Source organism: Opitutaceae bacterium (genome assembly GCA_015075305.1).
Classification (GTDB): domain Bacteria; phylum Verrucomicrobiota; class Verrucomicrobiia; order Opitutales; family Opitutaceae; genus UBA6669.
This window is the reverse complement of sequence record JABTUS010000001.1, coordinates 995208-1020704: the sequence shown is the minus strand read 5'-3', so window position 1 is coordinate 1020704 and position 25497 is coordinate 995208. Positions and strand designations below refer to the sequence as shown.

Annotated in this window: 26 protein-coding genes and 1 pseudogene; 20 read left to right on the top strand and 7 right to left on the bottom strand. The window is 62.4% G+C overall.

Going from position 1 to position 25497, the window contains the following annotated elements; genetic code table 11:
* The first annotated feature begins 16 nt into the window (after positions 1-16).
* The 6 genes from HS122_04405 to HS122_04380 all read left to right on the top strand — a co-directional run bounded on the left by HS122_04405 (position 17) and on the right by HS122_04380 (position 4587).
* The gene (locus HS122_04405) at positions 17-883 is read left to right on the top strand and encodes a hypothetical protein (GenBank protein ID MBE7537633.1); all 867 of its coding nucleotides are present in this window, start codon (positions 17-19) and stop codon (positions 881-883) included.
* A gap of 29 nt (positions 884-912) precedes the next feature.
* Entirely contained in the window at positions 913-1743 is an 831-nt protein-coding gene (locus HS122_04400; protein MBE7537632.1) for a MotA/TolQ/ExbB proton channel family protein, read from the top strand.
* A gap of 38 nt (positions 1744-1781) precedes the next feature.
* Entirely contained in the window at positions 1782-2204 is a 423-nt protein-coding gene (locus HS122_04395) for a biopolymer transporter ExbD (protein MBE7537631.1), read from the top strand.
* Positions 2205-2215: 11 nt separating this feature from the next.
* Complete coding sequence (locus tag HS122_04390; protein ID MBE7537630.1) at positions 2216-2659, top strand: biopolymer transporter ExbD; 444 nt, start codon at positions 2216-2218, stop codon at positions 2657-2659.
* Positions 2656-4137: a hypothetical protein gene (locus HS122_04385; GenBank protein MBE7537629.1), complete on the top strand. Its 1482-nt coding sequence runs from the start codon at positions 2656-2658 to the stop codon at positions 4135-4137. Before HS122_04390 ends, HS122_04385 begins: the two co-directional genes overlap by 4 nt.
* 63 nt (positions 4138-4200) lie before the next feature.
* The gene (locus HS122_04380; protein MBE7537628.1) at positions 4201-4587 is read left to right on the top strand and encodes a VOC family protein; all 387 of its coding nucleotides are present in this window, start codon (positions 4201-4203) and stop codon (positions 4585-4587) included.
* 39 nt (positions 4588-4626) lie between these two features.
* Here the strand turns inward: HS122_04380 and HS122_04375 are convergent, their stop codons facing one another.
* The 5 genes and pseudogenes from HS122_04375 to HS122_04355 all read right to left on the bottom strand — a co-directional run bounded on the left by HS122_04375 (position 4627) and on the right by HS122_04355 (position 11180).
* A complete protein-coding gene (locus HS122_04375; protein MBE7537627.1) occupies positions 4627-6798 on the bottom strand; it encodes a heparinase II/III family protein in 2172 nt (723 codons plus the stop codon).
* A gap of 2 nt (positions 6799-6800) precedes the next feature.
* Complete coding sequence (locus tag HS122_04370; GenBank protein ID MBE7537626.1) at positions 6801-8699, bottom strand: DUF2264 domain-containing protein; 1899 nt, start codon at positions 8697-8699, stop codon at positions 6801-6803.
* Positions 8700-8714: 15 nt separating this feature from the next.
* The gene (locus tag HS122_04365) at positions 8715-9719 is read right to left on the bottom strand and encodes a hydroxyacid dehydrogenase (protein MBE7537625.1); all 1005 of its coding nucleotides are present in this window, start codon (positions 9717-9719) and stop codon (positions 8715-8717) included.
* 19 nt (positions 9720-9738) lie between these two features.
* Positions 9739-10824, bottom strand: a complete 1086-nt coding sequence (locus HS122_04360) for a class I mannose-6-phosphate isomerase (GenBank protein ID MBE7537624.1) — start codon at positions 10822-10824, stop codon at positions 9739-9741.
* 164 nt (positions 10825-10988) lie between these two features.
* Positions 10989-11180: pseudogene (locus HS122_04355) on the bottom strand (LLM class flavin-dependent oxidoreductase).
* 117 nt (positions 11181-11297) lie between these two features.
* On the opposite strand from HS122_04355, the gene HS122_04350 reads away from it, so the two are divergent.
* The 10 genes from HS122_04350 (at position 11298) to HS122_04305 (ending at position 14898) form a co-directional block, all read left to right on the top strand.
* Entirely contained in the window at positions 11298-11507 is a 210-nt protein-coding gene (locus HS122_04350) for a hypothetical protein (GenBank protein ID MBE7537623.1), read from the top strand.
* Positions 11504-11953, top strand: coding sequence for a PIN domain-containing protein (locus HS122_04345; protein ID MBE7537622.1), 450 nt, complete (start codon positions 11504-11506; stop codon positions 11951-11953). The genes HS122_04350 and HS122_04345 overlap by 4 nt, the downstream gene beginning before the upstream one ends.
* Before the next feature lie 168 nt (positions 11954-12121).
* The gene (locus tag HS122_04340; protein MBE7537621.1) at positions 12122-12337 is read left to right on the top strand and encodes a type II toxin-antitoxin system VapC family toxin; all 216 of its coding nucleotides are present in this window, start codon (positions 12122-12124) and stop codon (positions 12335-12337) included.
* Positions 12338-12445: 108 nt separating this feature from the next.
* Positions 12446-12658, top strand: coding sequence for a type II toxin-antitoxin system HicB family antitoxin (locus HS122_04335; GenBank protein ID MBE7537620.1), 213 nt, complete (start codon positions 12446-12448; stop codon positions 12656-12658).
* A complete protein-coding gene (locus HS122_04330) occupies positions 12655-12840 on the top strand; it encodes a type II toxin-antitoxin system HicA family toxin (GenBank protein MBE7537619.1) in 186 nt (61 codons plus the stop codon). The genes HS122_04335 and HS122_04330 overlap by 4 nt, the downstream gene beginning before the upstream one ends.
* 18 nt (positions 12841-12858) lie before the next feature.
* Positions 12859-13155, top strand: coding sequence for a hypothetical protein (locus HS122_04325; protein MBE7537618.1), 297 nt, complete (start codon positions 12859-12861; stop codon positions 13153-13155).
* 123 nt (positions 13156-13278) lie between these two features.
* Positions 13279-13485 (top strand): type II toxin-antitoxin system HicB family antitoxin, encoded by a 207-nt coding sequence (locus HS122_04320; protein ID MBE7537617.1) that lies wholly within the window; start codon positions 13279-13281, stop codon positions 13483-13485.
* Positions 13478-13693: a type II toxin-antitoxin system HicA family toxin gene (locus HS122_04315; protein MBE7537616.1), complete on the top strand. Its 216-nt coding sequence runs from the start codon at positions 13478-13480 to the stop codon at positions 13691-13693. Before HS122_04320 ends, HS122_04315 begins: the two co-directional genes overlap by 8 nt.
* A 111-nt stretch (positions 13694-13804) precedes the next feature.
* Positions 13805-14260, top strand: a complete 456-nt coding sequence (locus HS122_04310; protein ID MBE7537615.1) for a thiol-disulfide oxidoreductase DCC family protein — start codon at positions 13805-13807, stop codon at positions 14258-14260.
* Positions 14261-14424: 164 nt separating this feature from the next.
* Positions 14425-14898, top strand: a complete 474-nt coding sequence (locus HS122_04305; protein ID MBE7537614.1) for a DUF2975 domain-containing protein — start codon at positions 14425-14427, stop codon at positions 14896-14898.
* A 276-nt stretch (positions 14899-15174) separates the two neighbouring features.
* Here the strand turns inward: HS122_04305 and HS122_04300 are convergent, their stop codons facing one another.
* On the bottom strand, positions 15175-16923 hold the full coding sequence (locus HS122_04300) for a transporter (protein MBE7537613.1): 1749 nt from the start codon (positions 16921-16923) through the stop codon (positions 15175-15177).
* 516 nt (positions 16924-17439) lie between these two features.
* On the opposite strand from HS122_04300, the gene HS122_04295 reads away from it, so the two are divergent.
* The 4 genes from HS122_04295 (at position 17440) to HS122_04280 (ending at position 22736) form a co-directional block, all read left to right on the top strand.
* Positions 17440-18546, top strand: a complete 1107-nt coding sequence (locus HS122_04295) for a histidine kinase (protein MBE7537612.1) — start codon at positions 17440-17442, stop codon at positions 18544-18546.
* A gap of 10 nt (positions 18547-18556) precedes the next feature.
* Complete coding sequence (locus HS122_04290; GenBank protein ID MBE7537611.1) at positions 18557-19396, top strand: response regulator transcription factor; 840 nt, start codon at positions 18557-18559, stop codon at positions 19394-19396.
* A gap of 127 nt (positions 19397-19523) precedes the next feature.
* Complete coding sequence (locus HS122_04285) at positions 19524-20264, top strand: hypothetical protein (GenBank protein MBE7537610.1); 741 nt, start codon at positions 19524-19526, stop codon at positions 20262-20264.
* A 339-nt stretch (positions 20265-20603) separates the two neighbouring features.
* Positions 20604-22736, top strand: coding sequence for a DNA gyrase/topoisomerase IV subunit A (locus HS122_04280; GenBank protein MBE7537609.1), 2133 nt, complete (start codon positions 20604-20606; stop codon positions 22734-22736).
* A 499-nt stretch (positions 22737-23235) separates the two neighbouring features.
* On the opposite strand, the gene HS122_04275 is transcribed toward HS122_04280, so the two are convergent.
* Entirely contained in the window at positions 23236-25434 is a 2199-nt protein-coding gene (locus HS122_04275) for a hypothetical protein (protein MBE7537608.1), read from the bottom strand.
* Positions 25435-25497: the final 63 nt, after the last annotated feature.

The following is a 25497-nucleotide window of genomic DNA, read 5'->3' as shown; positions in this document are numbered from 1 at the left end:
ACCAAGGAGGAAAACCATGATCAAGTACATCAGGAATCAGTCACCGGGCCCGGACGGAAAATGGGGCGGCTGCATTGTCGCAGTCGCTTCAATCATCATGCTTCTGGCCACGGGCAGTCACGGATGGAGTCAGACGCTGCGCCTGCGCGACGGCCGCAGTCTCGCGGCGAACACCGTGATCGTGAGGGGCGGCCAGTTGGTGCGGGCGCTGGAGATCAAGGACGGCGGCATGGCTGAGATCGGTTATCCGCTCGGCGATGTTGTCGCCCTGGACTGGCCGGAGCCCGAAGAGCTGCGGGGCGCACGCGAGGATCTGGAGGCTCATGCCGAAGCGCGGGCGCTCGCGAAAGCCGCGGCGGTTGCGGGACGTTTCGAGCCTTTTGCGAAAGTGCCCGGTTCCTGGTGGGCCGAGGCCGAACGCCTTCGTCTCCAGGCGCTGGTTGGGCTCGGGCGAGTTGACGGAGTCGAGCCGGCCGCCCGCAGGCTCATGGAAAATGCGATGAACGATGCGACCCGGCAGGCAGCCCAGCTCATACTGGCCAAGGTCGCGCTTCGCGAGCAGCGATGGAAGGATGCGCGGCACGCTGTGGATTCGCTTCGGAAACAGCCGCTGGCGTCGGCGCTCGAAGCGGAGGCCGCTGTCATCTGCGGCGAACTGAGATTGCGCGAGTCTGACTGGGAGGGCGCGTTGGAGTCCTTCCTGCAGGTTCCCGCCTTTCATCCCACCGAGACGGGCCTCCTGCCGAAGGTTCTGCTGGGCAGTGCGCGGGCGTACAGGAGTCTGGGCGATGCGGGACGCGCCGAGCGCGCGGCGCTGGAGCTTGTCGATCAGTTTCCCAAATCGAATGAGGCAAGGCAGGTGGGCCGCGAGGCGGGTCTTTGAGTTCATTCAATCATCCATTCAAGATGTTCATGTTCCTTCGCAACGTTTTCGCTCGAATCACACTGTTACTTGCCGCGCTATCCGGAAGTGAGCGACTCCATGCGCAGGCGCTCAGTCCCGAGGTGATTGTGGTCAGAAAGACCCTGCTGCAGGAGCTCAACCTTCCCGCGATCTGGTTCCTGCTTGGCTGTTCGCTGCTGGTGGTCTGGCTGGTGATTGACCTGTATCAGAAAAGCGGATCGCGCCGCCTGCTTCCGCCGGCGGATGTGGGCCGGATGAGGCAGTGTTTCGCCCAGGGCGACTATCAGGCCGCGCTGGATCACTGTGCTGCTTCGCGCGGAGTTTTCTGCGAGGCGGTTGGCGCGGCGCTTCGGCACTGTGGTGCCGGGATGGGACCGACGGAGGACGCGGTGGCGGGGGCCCTGGCCGGCGGCAACAACCGTTTCCAAACGAAGATTTCCTACCTCTCCGTCATTGGTGTCATAGCGCCGATGGTGGGCCTTGCCGGGACTGTCCTTGGAATGATTGATGCCTTCGCCCTGATGGGTCAGGCAGGCGCGGCCGATCCCTCCCGGCTTTCGGGCGCGATCGGACACGTGCTGCATGCGACGGCAGGCGGACTCATCGTGGCGATCCCGGCTTTTGTCTTCTACTACCTGCTGCGAAGTCGCGTGGCCCATGGATTTCACGCGGTGGGAACATGCGTAGCGGAGCTCTTCAGACACTTTCCCTACGAGGACTGTCGCGGAAGAGCGTTCAAGGGAGCCGAACCCTGCGCGGCGCGGCCGGTCTGGGTGGGGCATGCTCCGACGGTTGAGGCGGCGACAAAGCCGGTGGATGCGACGTTTGAAGTCACCTGACGGGCGGCGGAGAAGAACCAGAACCTTCGAAATCCTTTATGGCTGCGGGAGCGGGAGGGGAGGGCGACCCCGAATTTCAGATCGCCCCAATGATCGACGTGCTGCTCGTGCTGCTGATCTTCTTCATGAGCATCGCGTCGACCGCGGTGAACCGCTACGATCCGTCGATCGTGCTCCCGGTGGCCGCGGATGCCGCACCGAAGGACGACTCGGTGGGTGAGCTCGTTTTCAACATCGCCTGGAATCCGCGCGAGGAAAGGGCCGTCACGATGTTTGAGGAGCGGGTTGTCGATCCGGCGCGTCTGGTTGATGAATTGAGGAATCGGATCACGAAGGATGCATCGTTGCGCGTGCTCATTAGGAGCGACGCGATGACGCCGGTCCGGCACGTCAATACCGTGGTGGAAGCGGCCGCGGAGGCAGGGGTTCTGGATGTCAACTTTGCCGCGACGCGGCGGTGAGCGGAAGCGCGATGCGGATCCCGAGTCAGTCACCCAATGCGGATGCCGGCTTTCAGATCGCGCCGATGATCGATGTCGTTTTCGTGATCCTGATTTTCTTCATGGCCATGGCTGCACAGATCAGGATTGAGCAGGTTCTCAGGAACCGGCTCCCGGGGAAAGCGGTGACGCAGCAGTCCACCGAGTTCGTCGATGAACAGATTCTGCAGATAGACGAGGCGGGCGGCGTGTCCCTGAACGAGGAAGCCTACGATGGCGGGAATGCGACGGGCCTTCCCTCGCTCACGGCGACCCTGGTCCGGCTGAAGGCGGCGAGCGATGTCGCGAAGTCGCGCCTGGTGGTCACGCTGGTCAGCCACCCGGACTCGCGCTATTCGCGCACCATCGATGTGCTCAACGCGCTCGCTGGCGCCGGTATCGTTGATGTCAGTTTCACGTCCGGGGTGGAGCCGTGAGTCGTCCGGGATCGCTGCTGGGGAAACTGGGCCGGTCATGGCGGAACGGGCCGCTGCTCATCAGCGTGCTCGTGCATGCGCTGATCCTGGGCACAGCCGGAGTTTACGTGGTGCGGGAAACGCGCGTCGGCGGGAGGCGGGGATTCGAGGCGACGCCACGGAATGCTCCGGAGGCCGCGGTGCGCGAGGTTGAGCACCGGATCCAGGTGGCGCGCCGCGGCGCGGGATCGGCTTCGGCGTCGCCTGTATCCACGCAACGAATACTCTCCAGCGCCGCGGCGGCGCTCGCCATGCCGGCGCTTCCCGAACTCGGCTTGAGCGGCGCCTCCCTCTTCGGCGGGGGACTGGGCGGGCTGGGGTCGGGCGCGGGCATGGCCGCTGGCAGTGGACTGGCGACGGGGCTCGGGAGGGAAGGACTGGGCGGGCGGGGGTTCGTTTCGCTGAGCTTTCTCGGCATGGTCAGCCAGCGCATGAGCAGGGTCGCGTTCGTCGTGGATGTGAGCAAGGATCTCATGGACATCCGCAAGGGCGGCTTCAAGGCGTTCGGCATCATCCGTGAGGAAATGATGCGGCTGGTTTCGCAGCTTCCGCCCGGTGCGGAGTTCGGCGTCGTGCTCTATGGCGGGGCTGCGGGGGATCTGAATCTCTTCCAGGCGCGTCTCGTTCCGGCGACTGTCGCGAACAAGGAGGCGTTCCTGTCGTGGATGAAGCCTGTGAATTCGGATCCGGCGCGGTTGGGAACGCACTCGGCCGGCGCTCATCGTGCCTGGAAGCAGAGGTCCACTGCGCAGTCTGAAATTGACGCCACGGTGATGGTGCCGAACTGGGTCAGGGGCGTGAATGCGGCGTTGGAGATGGCACCGGAGACCGTCTTCCTGATCGCCGGAAGCGCGGCGACCGGACTCAAGGCGCGCTCGGACGAACGCATGGCCGTGCTTGAACAGCGGAACGACCGCAGGAAGGACCAGTTGCGTCGTGCGGGAATCGATCCGGAGCAGATCGCGGCGGCGCGGAATCGGGCGCTCGCCAGGGCAAGGCAGCAACTTGCCGAGATCAATGCCACCCTCAAGGCGCAGGGCAGGAGCCCGTACATTGTCACGGACACGAAACGGGTCTTTCAACCCGACTTCCAGGCCGAGCTGAAACGCGCGGGTTTCACGATCGAGCTCGATGTCGAGGGGTGGGCCGATGCGCAGGGAAAGCCGATCTGGGAGCTTGGGGTGAGCCAGTATGAGAAGGTGGAGTTCACGGCGATCCTCGGTCATGTCGCCCGCCTGCAGGCGACGCTGCTTCGCGAGCGCGCGGCGCTGAATGCGTTTCTTTTCACGGGGCCCGGTGAAAAGCCCGTGGGGCCGATCGAGAATCTGACGGTCCTGACGCGCCGCAATGGAGGAAAGTTCGAACTGCTGTCGGCAAAAGGGCTGGAAGAGTTCGCCTCGAAATCGACCGCAAAGGCGCGCGCCGCCTCAGGACGCTGATGAGCAGGTGGAGCGGACGATCGAAGGCTTGCGGACGGGATGCGGCATGAATTCAATGCCGGCATGGCCATCACGAAATTTCTCCACACCCGCATGCGCGTGAACGATCTCGAACGCACCGTGAAGTTTTATCAGGACGCGCTTGGCTTGAAGGTGGCCCGTCGGCACACATCACCGCGCGGGGCGCAGCTCGCCTTCATTGCGGTGCCCAACAGCGATGAGGAAATCGAGATATGCCAGATGCCGGCCGGGGCGCCTGCCGTCCAGGTGCAGCCGGACCTGATGCACCTCGCCTTCGAGGTCGAGAATCTTGAGGCTTTCGCGGCGGGTGCGAAGGCGCGCGGCTATCCGCTCAGCGACGGACCGACGCGCACGAGCAGCGGTTCGGTGATCGCGTTCATCGACGCGCCCGAAGGCTACGAGATCGAGCTGATCCAGAAGGCGAGATAGGGTGAGCGCGCCCGCGGGGGCGCCCCTGCGACGCTTTCCCTATCGAACGCTGACGGCGTCGTCGGTGATTCGAACGACATCGACGCGGCCGTCGGGCCGTCGGATGGTCAGTGTGTCATTCCTCCACGAAGCCTGAAGCGCTTTCGGCGACAAGCCTGGCTCAGGCCAGAGAACCGAATAGAGAATCTGGCTCTTCGCGGCCGTCGGAGATTCGGCGGAGAAATGCTTTTGTTCCGACCATTTCTGCGGAGTCGAGTAGCTCGCGGCGGCGTTGCCGTGCGAGTATTTCGGATCCACGGGCGTGGAAAATTTGTCGATGACCGCGCCGGTCCATGGCGCGCCATCGGGAGCGATGAGCTGCGCGGTCAGGGTCGCCTGCGTGCCGCGAATGAGGGCGGTTTGTCGACGGCCATCCCAGTCGAGCGAACGCTCGGCGTGGAGCAGCCAGCTCACTCTTCCCGGTGTCGCCAGGGAGACCACGTCGCGAATGACCAGGTAGCGGTTGTCGACAAAGAGGAGATCCCGAGTGACGCGCTGGACGCGGCCCTTCGGCTGTGCGAGGGCGTAGGCGGTGGTGGCGTCGCCGCTGGCGAGGACATAGCGGTCGGTCGCCTCATAGCGCGTGATCCGCCCGGTTGCGTTTTTGTCCTGCGGCTTCTGGCCGATGCCGTCGATGAGGATGGAGTTCTTCGACCTGGTCTGCCGGGTCCACTGGTCGTGGTGCGGAGAGTTGTGGAATTCGCGGTAGCCCGAGGCGATGGCGAGGCCCTCGCCGAAGGCGTTCAGGACAAACGCATCCTGGTGCGCGTGGCTGTGGCTGAAGCTGCCGTAGGGGGAGGCGACGAAGGTGACCTGGATGTCGCTGGCGGGACGCCCGAGCGCGCTGTGCATGGACACCCAGCCGATGTCGCTGAAATATCGGTCGCGGGGAAGATCCGAGAGCGGTTTTGGCGCGGGCATGGGCAGCGACGATGCGATGAAGTTGCGCACGAGGAATTCCGCGGAAGTCGGATAGATGCGGTCCAGGCCCTCGAGTCCGCGTTCCTCCGGAGACGGCCTTTGGTCGGTGCACAGCTCCGCGAAGCTGCGCAGGTATCCGTCCTGCGTGACGCGTGCGACGTGCAGCAGATACTCCGCGACAGCCGGCTCGAGGTTGAATTTCCCGGCGTTCGAGAAGTCACCGAAACCGGAGGCGAGGTAGGGCTGGACGTTGTAGACCTGGAAGTAGCCGTGGTTCTTCCAGAAGGGCGACTGGTAGGCGGAGGGATCGCCGATGGAGAGGAGCGTGTCCTGAAAGATTGCGTGCTCGATGTTTCCGCGCCAGTAGGCGGGCCCCTCGGCCCAGCCACCCTGGTCGCCCCCCCACGGAGGAAAGCGGTCGCGATAGAATGAATACGCGTAGGCCCACCAGTTGCGCGCCTCGGGAATGTCGTCCCAGAGCGCGAGGCCCGCGAGCGCGGTCATCGGCATGAAGCGGATGGGGTGGCTTGACGGGGTGACGGCGAGCGAGTTGCGGATTGTCCTGGAAATGTTGCCTTCGCGCTCGATCCACTCGACCGAACGCGTGCCGCGGTGGCGGAAGTGCTCGATGATGGTGGCGCGCTCAGCCGGGCTGAACTGATCGCGGATCTGGTCATACACACCAGGTAGTTTTCTCCAGAGGCGGAAGTGCGCCTCGTCGTTGTAGGTGATGTCCGTGGCGCCGACCGACGGGCCCTTCGGCCATCCCGAAGGATCGAGGCTCCACCTGCACACCGCGAGGATGAATTCCTTCGCCTTGTCCAGGTAGCGGGTTTCTCCCGTTACGATCCAGAGCCAGGCTGCGGCCTCGGCAACACCCGAGACGACGCCGCAGACATCCTGGTCCTTGCGCCACAAGTCAGCCTTGTCGCTGTCGCGTTTGCGAGGGCTGGGATCGCCGTAGGTCAGGGGCTCCGTTGGAAAAGGGAGCGCGAGGTAGGTCTTGTCGAAATCTGCCTTGATCTTTGCGAATGCCTTCGCTCCGGCACCCGTCGTGACATAGGCGCGAAAGGCATCCTGTCGCCCGTACAGGACATTGGTGCGGGGCACGTGTGTTGGAACATGGCGCAGCGCGGGATCGCTGGCGGCTGGTGCGGGCGGGGATTTGCCAATGGGCGGAGCCGCAACAAGCGCAGGCGCAAGCGCCAGAAAGAGGAGCGCGGTCAGGCGTGGTGTCGGTGAGGTTTTCATTGTCAAAGTGCGGGGAGCGACCAGTGGCGGATTTCCCAGATCCCCAGTTTTGAATGAGACAGCTTCCAGTGTCCCGCGGAGCCCACGGCCACCGACCACGGTGAAGCCGCAGTGGCGTCGTTTCCGGACCATGCAAGTGCGGCGAGCGCAAACGCGCCCTGGCGTCGCGATGCCCTGAGCAGTGGTGTGGCGTGATAGGGAGCCATCACGTGGGTGCGCGCCTTTTCCTCGGTGAGGCGCGTCTCCCATTCCGAGGTTGCTTGCGAGAGCAGGGATTGCAGCACGCTTCCGCGACGGTCTTCCGACCACGCGGTCAGCACCTCACCCGGATCCGAGCGCTCGACGTGCGCGTGCGTCAGTGGCAGCGCGAATCCGCCGAGGCGGAACACCGCGGGCTGCCGCGCCTCGATGCGGTGGACATGCAGCAGCCATCCCGCGTGCCACCACACGAAGGTTTCGACGGAGGTGTTCACCTGGCCGATCTTGAAGCCGAGATTGTAGCTGTAGCCGATGTGCTCGCGGTCCATCTCGACCGTGACGGTCGAGTGCCGCCCGTAGATTTTTCCATTGTCGAGCTGCTGGGTGAGCGCGCCGTCGAAGGAATACGTTTCGCTTGGCGGAAACGCATAGCAGAATCCCGTGCCGGTGCGGTAGGCGAGCTTGCTCCACTTCCAGGGACCGTAGCGCGTCTGCGTGTTGGAGACCATGGAGCCGCTGTTGAGAATCTCCACTTCACCTGAGACGCCGCGCACGAGAAGCCCGGCGGACGGGATGGGACGCACGAAGTCGCCCTTTTCCGCCGGCAGCGGCTGCTCGTCCGCCGTCCAGAACGGGTGTGCCGGCGGCAGCAGCAGCGGACTGAGACCCTTGGCGCACCAATAGACCGAGGCCGCGCAGGAGTAGGGCTCGACGATCGCGTCGAAGCGGTCGGTGAAGCCGAAGGCGAGGCAGCCCTGGTCCTGCGTGATGGGACGGCTGAGGAAGAAATCGAGGTTGCGCGTGCAGAGCCGGCGAAGGAGTCCTGGCGGAAGCGAAGTGGCGTTCTCCGCGACGGCGAGTCCGAAGACATTGATGGCGTTGAAACGGTAGGTGATCGAGCGGCCAAAGGCCGGGTGCTCGCCGCTCGCGGCGAAGAAGTGCTGGTAGTCGTCGACGAACAGCCGTGCCCAGTCGCGCCAGCGGCGCGCGCGATCGGGATCGCTCTTTCCATGCAGGCGCGCCCACCAGAGTCCGTAAAAATGGAACGCGTATGCGTTGTAGTGATCGAAGGCCTGGTTGATGCCGTCCTCGAACCAGCCGCCGCCGCGGTGCATGGTTTCGAGCTGGTTCAGGTGCGCGACAATCACAGCGCGGTCGCTACGGTGGGCGTGTCCCATCCGCGCGAGAAACTCGAGGATGTGCACCGACATGAACAGGTGGTTGTTGTTCACGATCCCGCTGCCACGGCATGTCGCGAACCATGAGAGCACCTGCTTCTTTTCGTCGGGCGAAAGCGGATCCCACAGCTGCCGCTGGGCGATCTGCAGTGCAATCGCCATCAGTCCCATTTCGACATGGTGCTGATGATAACTCGCGTCCGGCCCCCAGTATTGAGGGCCCCCGATCTGCGAGCCGGCGACCAGGCCCTCGCGGAACCAGTGCGCCACACGTGTCCGGAAAGCGCCGGCGTCAGGCGTGGGATCGTGGGCCGCGTCGCTCTGCAGGTAGAATGCCGCGACGACGAGCGGACGTGCGAAGCTTTCGAGCCGGTCGGCCTGCGCGTCGTGATCGCTCGGCAGGCCGTGAATCGCGAGATCCGCGGCGCCGGGCTTCATGAGTGCTGCGAGCGGTTCCAGCATCTGGCGCGTGCGAACGAGCCAGTGCGCGTAGGGCGTGGGTGTCGCGAATGCCGTGGCAGGCATGGAGATTTCCCTGGCTTAGGATGAACCATCGAAAACCTCGGCCGTCACGACGGCTGAAAGCGGTGCGCCGGACGCATAGGCGCGGAGATTGGCCAGGGCGAAGGCCCCGGCATCGCGCCGCCGGTCCGTGGTCGGCCCGCTGATGTGTGGCGTGAGGGTGACGTTGCGAAGTCCGCGGAATCCCGAGTCTACCGGCAGCGGCTCCTCGGTGAAGACATCGAGGCAGACCTGGATTCTTCCCTCGCGGGCGACGCGCAGCAGGGCCGCTTCGTCGACGACGGCGCCGCGTCCGACGTTGACGAACACGCTTCCGGGGCGGAGCGAGCGCAGGAGTGATTCGGTGACGATGCCGACGGTGGCGGGGATGAGCGGAGCCGCCTCCACGACGATGTCGTTCTCGCTGAAAAGCGCCTCGAGCGAGGCGGCGGGACGCACGCCGAAAGCTGGTGCGGAGGCGGCATCGAGGTCGGGTGCAAAGACGGAGATTACGGGGTTGAACGGCTTGATCAGCTTGACGAATTCGCGCGCCACGGGGCCGAAACCGTGCAGACCGATTCTGCGTCCAAAGAGCGAGCGGGTTTCGGTGTCGCCATCCTTCCAACCCCCATCCTGGTGCATGGCGAACGTCCATTCCGTGGCCTTGCGCAGTCCGGAAAGGACATGGAACAGGGCCCACTCCGCGACAACGGGGCTGATGGAGCCGCCCCAGTTGGTCACCAGGAGACCGCGTTCAAGATGTCTGCGCGTGACGAGTTTTTTCACTGAGCCGCACAGGTAGCAGACGTAACGAAGGCTTGGCGGCAGATGCTCGGGGAGCGACGGGGTCCTCCATGCGGCGAGCAGAATCTCCGGCTGGGATTCATGCAGGAGGCGTTCGAGTCCGGCGGCGTCGAGATCCCGGGAATCGCGGAGCGCGTATCGCGTGGCGACGGACTGCACGCCGCCCAGAAGCGGCTCCGGCAGAAAGTCGCGGAGTTCGACGGGTGTCAGGGTGGCGAGAAGAGAAACGGGTTTTGGCATGGAGAGGGATGCGATCGCGTCAAGGGGCAGGTGGACGGCAGATGAGGATTTCGGTCCGGCCTTGAGGCGTGATTTTCAGCGGTCCGATTCCTGCGGGTGCAAAAAACTTGTCATGGCTTTGCAGGGATTGCGAGTCGCCGCCGGATTCGAGCGTGCAGGCTCCGCTCGTGACAATATGGATGGCAGGGCGATCGTCCGTCAGATTCACGACTTCGGACAAGTGGAGTTTGTCGACGGAGAAGCAGGACGTGTGCTCGGGTCCGATCAACTGGTCCATCCATGTCTCTGGTCCGAAAGATCTGATGAGACGCGGGAGACAGCGCTGATTTTTGAGAACGGACTCTAGCGGACGCGGCGTCATGTCGAAGATGTCGAGACAGAATGGCAGCCCGCGGTTCATGAAACGCGCGCTTTCCGGCAGCACATGGCCACCGCGCTCGAACTCGAAACGGACCACGAGGTCGCTGGGTTCCTGGATTTCGACGAGAAAGATGCCCTCGCCCAAGGCGTGGGGAACACCGCCAGGCACGACGAAGGTGTCGCCCGGCTTCACGGGCACTTTCTCGAAGCAGGCCTCGATGGCGGCGATGTCCTGACGCTCGATCATGCGTTGCATCGCGTCGCGCGAGGGAGGACGCTGGAAGCCCAGGTAGAGGTAGGGCTCGGCAATCTCCGGGCGCGTGGCAAGAACGTGGTAGGCTTCGGTCTTGCCGGAGGGGGATGACAGAAACTGCCGGGCAAAAGCGGCGGTGGGATGGACCTGGAAATGAAGCCGGATGGAAGGATCGAGAAACTTGACCAGCAGCCGCAGGTTGGCGCCGTGTCGCGCGACATGTGCCGTGCCAAGGAAGTACTCCGGGTCGGATTTCAGCAGGTCGGCGAAAGGATGAGTACGGCCCCCGACAAGGACCCGTGAAATCCCCTCGTCGACGCCCTCGCGTCCGGCGTTGATGGCGCGTGTGGTCGAGGCGATCCAGTCCTCTGGAAAGTGCCCGTCGGCCGGTGCGGGTGCCCCGCCCAGCGCGTCGAGGGTCCGCCCGCCGAGGTAGGTGCGCCAGACGCGGTTGGCGGGGAGCAGGACGAGTTTTCCGCGGTGTGCTTTCAAGGGGAGGGAGGGATGCCAATTTCAGCTTTATAATTATCAATAGGCAAGGCCGAATTTTCTCATCGAGCGCCAGACTGGGGAAGTGGCTCGGGCGTCCCGCCCGCAGGCGTCTGAATAAAATACCTCGGGCGGGACGCCCGAGCCACTTGCAGTTGGCCGCGGGATCAGCGCCAGCCGAGTCGCGGGGCGACGTGGGTGAGGATGGATTCCATGACGTGCACATTGTAGGCCACGCCCAGTTGGTTCGGGATTGTGAGCAACAGTGTGTCCGCCTCGGCGATCGCCTCGTCCTTACGGAGCTGTTCGATCAGGACATCGGGTTCCGCAGCGTAGCTTCGGCCGAAGACGGCGCGAGTCGTGGCGTCGGAAAACGCCTCGCCGGAAGCCGATGAAATCCGAAGTAAACGCGATGCGCGGGGCATGGGGCGCACGGGCGTTCTTGACAGGCATCCCGGTAGATACAGCGTTATTACATGAGCACGATCACGGCCAAGGTTTTTCGCGCAGGCAATTCGAAGGCACTGCGACTTCCGCGTGCCCTCAAGGTGAACAGCAGATCCTACGAGGTCACCCCGACGGCGACCGGGTTCATCGCCATTGATCCCGGGGCCGAGGCCCGGCGGCTGAAAGCGCTGCGGAGTCTGCGTGGATCGGCCCCGGATTTTCCCGATCACACGAAGTGATCTATCTTCCCGATACGAACGCGTTTTCGCGCTACCTTCGCGACAGGCCGGAGGATGCAAGTCTTTGCGACCGGCTTGAACGAAATCTTCCGCGCTGCCGGCTTTCGGTCATCGTTCTCCATGAGCTTGAATACGGTGCGTCCAAGCGGCCCGACGTTCCGGCGTTCCGCGAGCGTGTCGCCCGCTTGAAGGGCATCTTTCCCGACGCTTGTTCGTTCGACTCGCTGGCGGCCCAACAGGCTGCGCTGGTGCGGGTGCAATTGGCCACCTTGAAATCGAATGCACAGCCCATCGGGCCGTATGACGCCTTGCTGGCCGGGCATGCCCTGGCAATCGGGGCCACGTTGGTGACGCAAAACCTGGGGGAGTTTTCGCGGGTGCGTGGTCTGAAACTGGAGGACTGGTCTCAAGCAGGAGGGGACCAAGAACGTCTTCGCCTGGCCTGAAGCAGACAGTGAGGGGCAAGAAGAACCAGGGTTGCACACTCACTTGACAATGACCTTGCCCGGGACGGCAAGGCGTGGGTGCCCGCGCTCTGGCACTTGGAGGTGGCAAACTCTCTGCTGGCGGCCAGGCGGAGGAAGCGGATCGACCCGTCGGGCATTGCGAAGTTCATGGCCACTCTCTCACTCTACGACATCGAGGTGGATGAACAAACGATCACCGGGGCGTGGTCCAAGACGTTGGGGCTGGCGGATAGTTACGGCCTGTCGGTCCATGATGCCGCGTATCTGGAGCTGGCGCTGCGGAAAGGACTCCCGCTGGCGAGCCTCGATGCTCCACTGCTTGCCGCAATGAGCAAGGCGGGCGGCATGCTCGTATGGCGATAGCGGTGGTCATGGCTCGTCTTATACGATCGGCAGTACACGCCATCATGGGTTCATTGGGGGATGTTGGGCCAGACTTGATTCGCCCACCCATGCCGCTAGCTTTCAGTCATGAAGTCGACTTACACCGCCATTGTTAAGCAGCGTGGCGATTGGTGGATTGGTTGGATTGAGGAAGTGCCTGGCGTCAATGCTCAGGAACGAACCAAGGAGGAGCTCTTGGGTTCGTTGCGAGAGGTGTTGAAGGAGGCTTTGGATTTTAATCGCAAAGAAGCACGAAAAGCCGCCGAGAGTGATTTTTCGGAGGAACTGGTCGTAATATGAAGCGCAGGGCGCTGCTCCTGCACTTGCAGCAACATGGCTGTGCGTTGATACGGGAAGGTGGGAATCATTCGTGGTGGGGTAATCCAGCAAAGAATCGTCGATCTGCAGTTCCCAGACACACGGAGCTCGACGATTTTTTGGCCCGCAAGATTTGCCGGGATCTCGACATCCCGAGACCCTAAAAGCTCATGAACTCGCCAATGCCTACAACCAAACGCAGGATCAAACGCATCGCCCCGCTGCAGCTCGGGAAGATGCTTGCCATACTTTATGGCATCATGGGGTTGCTCTTTATCCCATTTTTTCTGGTGATGTCCGCCGTCTCCTCCCAGATGCCTCCCGAACATCGCGTTGGCATGATGGCATTCGGCATCGGCTTCGCGATAGCCGCACCGTTTCTCTATGCGGCCATGGGCTTTGTCTTTGGCGCACTTGGTGCCCTCATCTACAATGTTGTCGCGAGGTGGATTGGCGGAGTTGAGGTTGAGGTCGAATGATATTCCGGGAGCGGATCCGGGCGTCAAAGTCAACGTCCGGGCTGACGCCCTGCCGTGGCTCGCCTTTGAAGTTGGGAGAAAACGACCAGTTGACGGGCTGTGCCAATGCGCCATCCTGAAAGTATGACTTTGAGCGCCGTTCTCTCTCCGGCAGAAGAAGGTGGCTTTGTTGCCTTGAATCCCGAGACGGGCACGACGACGCAAGGCGAGACAATTGAAGAAGCTCTCGCGAACTTGCGCGAAGCGACGGAACTGTACCTGGAGGAATTCCCGCTTTCCAAGGGTGGCCGTACGCTACTGACGACGTTTGAAGTTGCTGGACGTGCCTAAGCTTCCTCACCTTTCAGGAGCAGAGATCATTCGCGCGCTGGAGCGCCTTGGATTTCGTCAAGTTCGTCAGAAGGGCAGCCATGTGATTCTGAAGCGTGCCTCAACGGGTTGCGTTGTTCCCCTTCATCGTGAATTGAAGGTTGGCACGCTCGCGGGCATTTTGCGCCAGGCTGGCGTTACGGTTGAAGCGTTTCTTGCGGCGCTGTGAGCAGGTGCAAGTGGATTCAACATCGTGGAGGTGAATGCCCGGGGACTCCGTGCCAAGACGCGGGAATGGGACGTTGTGGTGAAACGAAAGAAAAATCAGCCTGACAGTGCGATGGAGCCGATTCCACCCGCGGTCGAACCTGGAGACCGCGTTGTTCTCTTCGACGGCCACTGCGTGATGTGCAGTGCCGGAGCCCGGGCGCTCATGCGTGCCGATCGCCGCGCGCTGTTCAAGCTCGGCACCACGCAATCACCCGAGGGCGGACGGTTGCTCGCCTGCCACGGTCTTTCCGCTGAAGCGCCGGATACTTTCGTTCTATCGGAAGGGAGCCGCCTCTATGTGCGATCCACAGCGTACGTCCGCATCTTGTGGCGCCTGGGCATGCCTCTGAAGCTGCTTGCCGCGATTCTCTGGCTTGTTCCCCGCCCCGTCCGTGACGCCGGGTACAACTGGGTCGCTCGCAACCGCTTTCGCCTGTTTGGCAGGCAGTCAACCTGTCCCATGCCCACGCCGGATAACCAGGCTCATTTCTGGATGCCATCAACTGTCACCGGCCACTCTACATAAACCATCGCTGGACGGGAGCCGACTTGGCACCAGAACCGACAGTTGCAACGCGCTCCTGGCACGTCTTGAACGGTCGGTGGTTCATTTGGCCCGCGGATTTCATGCAGAATTCATCACCAGTTCACCGAGCCTTCATGTGATTGTGCGATTTTAGCCGGAAAGAGATGAAAACCAGCTTCGCACTCCTTCTACAGATGGTGGTCGTGGCCATCGGCGTCGCCACCATGGCTTTCATGCTTTGGGAGCCTCACATCGAGGGGAGAAACGCCCAAGCCACGGTCTTCGAAATTTACTTCAAGGATCCGTTCCTGGCGTATGTGTATCTGGGTTCCATCCCGTTCTTCGTTGCGCTGTATCGGGCCTTCAAGCTTTTCGGGGATGCCAGGCAAAATGGGGCGTTCTCGCAGGCGACTTTGGATGCCTTGCGAGTCGTCAAACGCTGCCTGTTTGTCACCATCGGCTTCGTGGCCGGAGCAGCGGTCATCATAGTTGTTTCCGGAGACAATGAGGACAGACCGGCTGGAATTTTCATGTGTTTTATCGCCGTCTCTGTGTTGGTCTTCATTGCCCTGGCTGCGGCGAAATTCGCCAGAAGCCTGAGGACTGCGTTGGAGCGTTCCAATTGCGTCCGGAGTTGAATCGAGAAGGGGACTTGGAAGATGTCGTGAACGCATATCCGATTCTCCACCTGAGATCGGTTCGTGGTCGATTGGAGAGGGTATTGGGACGATTGGGAACGAAGGTGCATCATAGTCCTGAAAAATTGGGGTGACGAGACTTCACAGCCAACGTCGCTGAGGCAATGTGAGGGGCCTGCAGGTCAGACAGACTGCCTCGGGCGGGAAGCGGATCGGAGGAACAACTGCGGGCGGGACGCCCGAGCCACGTTGGGGGGGAATGGGCGGCGGGTTTGGTCAGCGCGCGGCTGAACGCGATTGCATCACGAGGACACCACCGATGATGGCTACGAGCAGGCCGCAGCCGATGAAGGCGATTCGCCCCAACGGCGGATTGGGGATGAGCGCCAGCAACAGGACAAAGGCCGCATAGGCAAGCGTCAGCCAGCCGACCGCGGCCTGCTGCTGTCCGTCGTTGGCCGCGCCCACGCCTTCCTCGCGTTCGAAGTCGATCGGCGTGTTCATGCGGGTGAAGAATTCCTTGATCTCCGCCTTGAAGGGCGCGGCGGTCCGATGCCAGAAAAACTTCGTTCCGAGGAACCAGGCGGAGGCCAGGATCACGTTGGCGAAAAACTGGAAGCCCTGGATCCAGTATTCCCGTGAAGCCGCGTCAAGCGGCGCTGCGATTCCCAGCAGGTTCGCCCCCCATTCCGGAATAAAGAAGTCGCTGACGAAGAAGGAACCCAGGAAACCGACAATCACGGTGCTCCAGGCCGACCAGGGAGGCGTGTTCTTGACCAGGAAGCCGAGCAGCAGCGGGACGGTGACAGGCACGCCGACGAGGATGCTGACGCGCTGCATCATGAGGAACAGGCCGAGCCCCTTCAATTCGGTCATGCGGACGGCGACGAGAATGACGATGATGCCGAGCACAATCGTGGTCCAGCGCCCCACGCCGAGCATGTGCTTCTCGCTCGCCTGCGGTTTCAGGCAGGGCTGGTAGAAGTTTTTTATGAAGATGCCGGCATTCTTGTTCAGACCGGCGTCCATGCTGGACATCGTTGCGGCGAAGATGCCGCTGACCAGAAGGCCCATCATGCCGACCGGCATGACCTCGTGGGAAATGGCGATGAAGGACGCTTCCTCAGGGTTCTGCAGCGAGGGAAACATTCCGTGAAGATTGGGCCAGAGGGCGCGGGCGGCCATTGGCGGGATGAACCAGATGGCGATGCCGACGAGGAAAAGGCCGGCGCCAAGGTAGCCCGCCCAGCGCGCGTGGCGGCTGTCCTTGACCGCGAGGTAGCGGCTCGCCTCGAAGAGATTGTTGGTGCTGGTGATCTGCTTGAACACCATCGCCAGGCACCAGAGTCCCAGGAATTCCTTGCTGAATATCTGCGAGAAGTCGAGGTGGGCGGCGGGCAGGCCGGCGACAAAGCCGTCCCATCCAGCCAGACGCGCCAGCGCGAGGACGGTGACCGCGAGGCAGACCGGCATGAGAATGAGCACCTGGATGAAATCGCCGGCGAGGACGGCCCAGCTTCCGCCGAGGAGCGCGATGATCAGGACGACGAGTCCGATGACGACCATGGTCAAGACAAGATCGAGACCGAAGACCGCGGAGAAAAACACACCGAGGGCGTTGAGGTGGATGGCCGACTGCAGGGTGCTCAGGGGAATCTGCAGCCACATGAAAACCTGCTCGCTGGCGCGGCCGAAGCGCTGGCGGATGGCCTCGACCGAGGTGATGACGCGCAGTTGTCGGAAACGCGGGGCGAAGTAGAGGGCGTTGAGGAAAAAACCGATGGCGTTGGCGACATAGATGGCGGTGATGGGCCAGCCGTCGGTGTAGGCCTTGCTTGCGGCGCCGGTGAAGGTCCAGGCGCTGAAGGCCATCATGAAGGCGGATCCCCCGACCATCCACCAGACCGCCTTGCCGCCCCCGCGGAAGTAGTCGCTGACGTTGGTCACGAACCGCCGGAAGACCCAGCTGATTGCGATCATGTAGGCGAAGTAGAAAGCAAGGACAGCGTAGTCGTAAGGGGTCATGGAAGAAGACAGGGTGAAGCCGGGGTGAATCGCAGGGTGGCCAAATCAGATTGATAATTATCAAGAAGCAAGCTCCGATTCGACGCGGAATTGGAGTGGGTCGCCCCTTCAGGGCTCATCGGATTTTTGTTCGTCGAGAGTCCCATGGCGTTGCCATGGGCTGTGGATAAGGCGCCCCTTTGGGGCTTCGGACATGGCGTTGCCATGGGCTGTGGATAAGGCGCCCCTTTGGGGCTTCGGACATGGCGTTGCATGGGCTATGGATATGGCGACCCTGTGGGGCTTTTGAAATGCGCGCCAACGGCGCAATCCATGGCAGCCCAAGGCAACGCCTTGGGTATTGAATAGAAACGTCCTCTCTGAGCCCTGAAGGGGCGACCCAACACCCTGAATGCAATCCCACGCAGGCGCACTGCACTTTCAAGGACGCCCCATGATTTTCCGTCGCGTTTGCCACACATTCCGGCGTTCATTTGGGACTGTTTGTCGAAAGAGGTTTTCCACCGGCCATGAAACATGCGGGCGTATTCTGAATCTTCCCCTTTTCTGCACAAGTTGACCGTCAAATGGCTCATTGCGCTCGGCATCTGGGCACTCGTTGGTTTGGCGTTGTCGGTCGAGGTCTATTTCAACCTCAAGGTCTCCCACATGGAGGTCGCCTTTGCGGACGTGGCGACCGCCCAGTACGCACGGGCGCTCTTCTGGGCATTCCTCGCGCCATTTGTGCTGTGGCTGCGAGTCCTGGTGCCGGTGCGCACAGGTGGATGGGTGGCGGGAGTGGCCTTTCATGCGACCGTATCGATGCTGGTGATGCTCGGCTACTATCTTGGGCGCACCGTCGTGCTGATGCTGCTGGACTCTCGGACGCTGGAGGGCTTCTGGGAGATGGCGCGAAGCAATTTCTATGGGAGAAACCTGATCGACGCCGTCTATTACTGGGCGGTGCTCGGCGCGGGCTATTCCCTCGAGTACTATCGTCGTTACAAGAGCGAGGAGCTCAAGGCCGCGCAACTGGAGTCGCGGCTGGTCGAGACCGAGCTCAAGGCGCTCAAGCAGCAGCTTCAACCGCACTTCCTGTTCAACACCATGAACACGATTTCGGTGCTCGTTCGCGAGGGACGGAACGACGACGCGGTCACGCTCCTTGCGCGGCTGAGTTCGCTTTTGAGGCTCTCGCTGGAGCTCGGGCGCGCGCCGGAGGTGACGCTTCGGCAGGAGCTGGAGTTCATCGAACGGTATGTTGGCATCCAGAAGGTGCGATTCGCCGACAGGCTGACTGTGACAACCGATTTCGAGCCGGCGGCGCTCGATGCGCGAATTCCCAACCTCCTGCTGCAGCCCCTGGTCGAGAATGCCATCCTGCACGGCATTGCGCCGCTCACGCGAGCGGGGACTGTGAGTCTGGCCGGGCGGGTCGAGAATGGCTGCGTGCGCGTGGAGGTGAGGGACGATGGATGCGGGTTTTCCCCCTCGCTCGATCCGCGAAGCCGATCGGGCGGCATCGGGCTGTCGAGCACACGCGAGCGGGTGATGAAGCGTTTCGGGGCGGCGGGCGAATTTTTTCTGGAAAGCTCGCCTGGCAGGGGAACAACGATACGCATCGGATTTCCTTTCAGAACCTGACCGCCTTCGCATGACGTCATCCACCGTCTCCCAAACCCAGCAAGCCGCGGTGCGCGCCGTGATCGTTGACGACGAGCCAGCCGCGCGACGCGGAGTCCGGCTGCTTCTCTCGCGGGATCCCGAGATCACGGTGGTGGGTGAGGCGGCGGATGGCATCGAGGCGGTTGACCTCATCCGCCGGGAGCGGCCGGAGATGGTGTTTCTCGACGTGCAGATGCCGGGGGTCGACGGTTTCGAGGTGCTGCGGCGGGTGGAGGGTGCGGCGTCCGTGGCCGTTGTCTTTGTGACGGCCTATGATGAGCATGCGATCAAGGCGTTTGAGATAAATGCCGTCGACTACGTGCTGAAACCGTACGAGGACGAGCGCTTCTTCGCGGCGGTGCGGCGTGCGAAGACGGAACTGCGCGGACGTGATGCGGAGGCTCTGGCCCTGCGCCTCGCACGGCTGCTTCAGCATGTCGAACGCGAGGCGGCTGGCTCCACGCAGGAATCCAAGCCCGCCGGCGGAGAGCATCGCTCGGACAGGATACTTCTTAAATCGTCGGGGGAGATTTTTCTCCTCAAGGCCGACGAGATCGACTGGATCGAGGCCGAGGGCGACTACATGAAGTTTCATGCCTCGGGGAAAACGCATCTGCTGAGGGAGACGATGGCGCGACTCGAGTCACGGCTTGATCCCCGGCGCTTCATCCGCATCCATCGGTCGACGATCGTGAACATTGATCGCGTGAGAAAACTCACGCCTGCTTTTGCGGGCGAGTATGCGGTGGTGCTGGGAGACGGGACGAAGCTCAGGCTGAGCCGCGGTTATCACGAGCGCATGCAGGCCGTGATGGACCAGGCGCAGTAGCCGGGCAACGGATTCCGCGTGTGGCGGGGAACCCAGCCGGGCGGGCGCAGGGTGCGGTCGGACGCTGATTCACGGCAATTCGTCGCATTTCTGCAACCGCAGCGACCGGTTTCTGAGTTATGGAGGCATGCGAACGATCCTCTGTCTTGTTCTCGTCGCGGCGTTGGTGACCAGGGCCGCGACAGCTCCGGAAAGTCTTGATGCGGTGCGCGGCGCCCGGGCGCGGCTGGGTGGTGATGTCTGGAGCCGGGTTCTTGAGATCGAGAACAGGGCGGATGAGAACGTGTATCCGGATATCACCTACGCGCTTGTCTTCGAATTCAACGGCATGCTCTGGTTCTACGCGCCCTATGATGGCACGCAGAGCCTTTCGCTGCATGTGGGCAGGCTTGAGGCCGAGAAGGCGGACCTTCAGCCGCTCCTGGCGGCAATCCATCCGGGCTTCGTCCGTTTTCACGAACCGGCCGATGCCGCGCCGTCCCGTGCGTACCGCGACGGGGAGCTGCCGAACGGGTGTTTCATCGACAGCCTGGTGGCTGCGGGGGAACTCCTTGCGACGGGCAAGCGCGTATCCAATGCGGGGATACTGCTGTATTATGCGAAAGGACAGGGATCCCGGCAGGGGCATGCGGTCCTGGCGTACGAGACTGAGGCCGGTGTCTTTGTTGACGACTCCGAGCGTGTGCGCCCGCAGAAGGTGATGGACCGGTGGACGCAGCGCCCGATGGACATTGCGCGCCGGCATGAGCGATCGTTGCGCGGGAAGCTGGTGGATGCGAAGCTGGTTCCCCTGCGCGTCGATGGACCGGCGATGAAGGCGATAGCGTCGGTGGGAGGGCGGGACGAGGGGCGCGGGTTTCGCGGTTGAAGGCTTTGGAGGCGGTGAGGGTTGGGTCGCCCCTTCAGGTCTCGTGTCCTGCCTGCGGACTTGTCCCGGGGCGCCGCCCCGGGCTGGAGGTGGTGTGCCCCGTTGGGGCGGAAATTTGGACGCCGTTGGCGTCCGATGTGAAAGACCACGGTTTGGATTTGAGATCGCCGGGTCGGGCCGTCGAAATCTCGAACCGGTCACGACGGAGCGTGCCCCAAAATGGGGGGGGCACCCTGCGTTGGAAGGGTATGCTTTGTCATGCGTTGGGGAAGCGGACGGGAGATTGGCTCGGGGATTGACCTCTTGGGCGGGATCCCTGCTTTCTATCCGTTTCAAGGCATGTCTCCGCGCAAGAAGAAGAACACCGACGACCAACCCGAGCTTCCGCTCGATGCAGGGAACGGATCCGGCTCCCCCGGGCCAGTGGCATCCCGCACTGACGCCGCTGAGGAGGCTGCAGCCGAAGTTGGAGAAAACCCGCCACCGGCGCCGCCTCCGGGCAGGAAGGGCGCTGTGGGCGGCGCGGACGGTGCCGGCGGGCCGCCGGAGGGGCCGCTGGCCAGTTCCTACAAGAACTGGTTTCTGGAGTATGCCAGCTATGTGATACTCGACCGAGCCGTCCCGCACATTGATGACGGGCTGAAGCCCGTGCAGCGCCGCATACTTCACACATTCTGGGAGCAGGATGACGGCCGCTTTCACAAGGTCGCCAACATCGTCGGCGCCTGCATGCGTTTTCACCCTCACGGCGACGCGTCTATCGGGGCGGCCCTGGTGGGCATGGCGCAGCGCGGCTTTCTCATCGAGCCGCAGGGGAATTTCGGCAATCAACTGACTGGCGACGATGCCGCCGCGCCCCGCTACATCGAGGCGCGCCTGACGCCTTTTGCGCGCGATGTCGTTTTCAATGCGAAGACGACGGTCTGGCAGCAGAGCTACGACGGCCGCGCCAGGGAGCCGGTGACGCTGCCGGCAAAGTTTCCCCTGGTGCTGCTCGATGGCGCCGAGGGCATCGCGGTGGGTCTTTCGACCAAGATTCTTCCGCACAATTTCAACGATCTTTGCCGGGCGGCCATCAATCATCTCCAGGGGAAGCGATTCCGCATCTATCCTGATTTTCCGACGGGCGGCATAGCGGATTTCTCGCAGTACAACGACGGCGAGCGCGGCGGAAAGGTGAAGGTTCGGGCGAGGATAGAAACCCGCTCGAAGTACCTGCTCGCGATCATCGAGCTGCCCCATGGGCAAACAACCGAGTCGCTGATCGAATCGATCCTCGCGGCAAATGCAAAGGGCAGGATCAAGATCAAGCACGTCGACGACAACACGTCGGAGAAGGTGGAGATACTGGTTCATCTGCCGCAGGGCGCCGACGCCGACCAGTTGATCCGCCAGTTGTATGTCTTCACCGACTGCGAGGTCTCCATCTCGTCCGCGGCGTGTGTCATCGACGGGGACAAGCCGGTTTTTCTCGGTGTATCCGAAATTTTGCGACGCTCGGTCGACAAGTCCGTGCAGCTTCTCAGGCAGGAGCTGGAGATCCGGCTTGGCGAACTCGAGCAGCAGTGGCACTGGGATTCGCTCGAGCGCATCTTCATCGAGGAGCGCGTCTACCGCCGCATTGAGAAGTCGAAGACATGGGAGAGTGTGCTCGAGGAGATTCGCGAGGGTTTGAAGCCGTTCGTGCGGAACCTGAAGCGCGAGGTGACGGAGGACGATATTGCCCGGCTCACGGAAATCCGCATCAAGCGAATTTCCGCGTACAACCGTTTCCAGGCAGACGAGGCGATCAAGCGGATCGAGGCGGAGATCAAGGAGACGAGGCACCACTTGAAGCACCTCACGCCCTACGCGATCGCCTGGTTCGAGAAGCTTCAGGAAAAATACGGCAAGGCGCACCGGCGCCGCACGACCTATGACGAGATCGAGCAGATCTCCGCTGCGGAGGTGGTTTCGGCCAATCAGCGCCTCTATGTCAACCGCGAGGAGGGCTTCATCGGACTCAACTGGCGGCAGCACGAGTTCGTGGCCGAGTGCACGATTCTCGATGATGTGATCTGTTTCATGGCGGATGGCACGATGAAGGTGGCCAGGGTTGCGGACAAAATATTCATGGGACGGGAGATCCTCCATGTGGCGATCCTGCCCAAGGAGGGGGATCCGGGCTTCTACACGATGCTTTACCAGGACAAGAAGAGTGGAAAGGCTTTTGCCAAGCGATTCCAGGTCGGAGGAGTCACGCGCGAAAAGCTCTACTCCCTCGTTCCGAGCGAGGGCTCGCGGGTTGTTTTTCTCGACGTGGCCAAGGTTGAGGAATCCATGCCGAAGCAGGTGCACGTCACTCTCAGTGGACGCTGTTCGGCGCGGGTGAAGGAATTCGACTTCGATCTGTCGCCGCTCTCGGTCGGCCAGCGTGGGGCGAAAGGCCTGACTGTCACGCACTGGCCCATCCGCCAGGTGAAGCGCGCCTGAGTTGAGTGGGCGATACAAACCGGGGTGTTGGCGACGGTTGGATCGCCCCTTCAGGGCTCAAATTGGATGCTTGTGATTTGAACCCTGGGCGGTGCCCAGGGCTGAAGTGGAGCGCCCCGTTGGGGCTCAGGCATCGAGCCGTCGAGCCGGTCACGACGGAGCGTGCCCCTCCAAACGGGACGAATCGGTCACGACGGAGCATGCCCCTCCAAATGGGACGAATCGGTCACGACAAAGCGTGCTTCTCCAAATGGGACGAATGGCTCACGACAAAGCGTGCTTCTCAAGGAGGAGTTGAAAATTTGTTCCGTTGGAGGGGCATGCTTTGTCATGCCCTGGGGACGCGCTCCGCAGTGGGGCGCCGGATGGAGCGCGGTTGGTGCGTGGCATGAGAATCCACGGTTTGAGATTTGAGATCGCGGCATCGAACCGTCGAGCCGGTCACGACGGAGCGTGCCCCTCCAACATGGGGGGCACGCCGCAATTCAGCGTGGGTCGCCTAGGGTTTGGCCTCGGGCGGAGGTGCGGGAGGTGCCGGCTCCGCGGGGGCTGCGACTGCGGGCTTCTGCCAGAAGTAATGGCCATGGCGGCGGCGGTGCCAGCAGACAACCGCAATACCTGCGACAATCAGAACCAGGAGGAAGATGAAGAACCGGCGGCGACCCGCGGCTTTCTTGTCCTGGTAAGGGTCATCAAGCGAACGTGTGGAATTCGATGGCAGGACAGCGCGTTCGGTAAGCTTCGTGCCGAAGGGGATATTGATTTTCACGCGTCCGTTGATCGCCCAGCCATTGCCTTCGAGAATGGGGCCGAGCGTGCGCTGGCGGAGCTTGAGCCAGGCGATGAGCATGGCGGGGCCTGAGATAATCAGGATGATGCCGAGGAACGCCAGGGGGTACTGCCAGGCTTTCATGCCAAAGATGTAGCCGATGATCAGCGTCAGCACGCTGACGGCGCCGGTCACGGCCACGCCGATCGCTGCCACGGCGCCGATATCCATCTTTTTTGGAGGCTCCGCAGGCTTGGTCGCCGCCTTGTCGGCATTGGCAGCCTTGTCCGCCGCGGCGGCGAGCTTGGCGTTCGACGCGGCATCGGCCGCCGCCGCGCGTTTCGCCACCTGCTCCTCAATCATGCGGAGAAACTTCTTGTAGGGCGAAAAGAACGCCTGGCGGATGCTGATGGGGTTGTCGACGATGCTGGTGATGGTGGCGTCCCAGTCGCGGCCCTTGCGGTCGTAGAACAGGCCGTTTCGACCGACAAAGAGATAGTCACTGTCACCTTGGGTGAAACAGGCCGCGATCTTCATGGTCTCGCCCGGACGTTTGAGATCACAGTAGGCGATGTAGGCCTTGCTCATGGCGGCGAGGGCGCTGGGTCCGTCCACCCGCACGCAGAATTCGGTGCTGCGGCTGTCGAGGTAGAGCGTGCCCGCCTGAAATACGGCGGAGCGATTGGGTGAGTAGAAGTCGGTGAAATTGACGAAGTTCCGAACAATGGTCCGGAAGTCGCGCGCAAGATACAGGATCTTTTCGAGATTGGCTGCCGCGGCAAATTCGTCGGCAAGTGCCAAGTCCGCCGCGATCAGCCTGCCCAGGGCATCCTTTTGATTGGCGGCGATCAGTGCCTTGACGCGGTCGAGCCCTAGTTTCTCCACGGAGGCGCCGCCCTTGGCGGCGGAATGGGCATCGTAGGGTGCAACCCTCGCCTTGAGTGCCGCCCAGTCCGCTTCAGTCAGGCTGGTCTTGGCGCTGCCGAAAGCGGGTGTCACGGCGTCCTTGAGCAATGCGGCGATGGCTCCCGCCCAGGCCGGGTTTACGCCGTCGACCAAGGGCAGGGGTTTGCCGGCCTCAATTCGAGCCAGAGGAAACCCGGCGATTTCGTCTGCAGTGATCGAGAGGTCCTTGGCAGCGAGAGCGAGATATTCGGATTCCGAACGGTTGAGCGCGGCGAGGGCTCGACTGTCGAAAGAAGCCATGCGCGTCCGCGAGAAGTAGTCGTCGACCTTGGTTCGCACCGCCTTGACCGCGGCGCTGGCTGCGGCGGTTCCCGGGCCGAGCGTCAGAATTTCTGAAGTGACACCCTTTTCGCTCCAGGCGGCGAAGGCGGCCAGATCGGCGTAGAAGGCATCGATTTGGCCCTGGTTCACACCTTGGGAACCGGATCGATCGGGAACTCCTCCCTGCGTTGCTACAATGTCGGCAATGAGCGTCTTGGTCGCATCGTCTTCGGCGGACGCGGCCGTGATGACGCCGTCGCCATTGAACTTCGTGGCGGCGAGAACCTTGGCGATGCTGGATGCCTGAGCCAGTGAGATACCCGATGCGCTCGATTCGCCGAGGCCTGCCAGCATTTCCTTTGCTGCCGAGATGACCGCCTTGCCTTCATCGGTATCATTGTTGAAGGCCGTGAGGGGCAGGGTTTCATTATCCTTCAGGAGATCTCCGGTGTCGCGCAGCACCTTGGCCGCCCAATCGATGGCACCGAGGAGTTCCGGCACGCGCACGCGTCCGTCGTTGTCGGTATCGATCAAGGCCAACGTCTTTTCGTCGACTTCCAAACCTTTTACCGGACAGCTCAGGGCAACCCAGAGTTTCTGGTCCAGATCCTTGAGGTGAAGCAGATCTTCACCGGTTTCCACTGCGACTTGATCCAATCCTCCGATGCGGAAGAATCTCCAGGTGTGTGATGTGTGAGCCATGAGTTGGGGGTTCGTTAATGAAAAATGATGCCTGCGCGACCCTACCGAACGGCGCAAATCGGA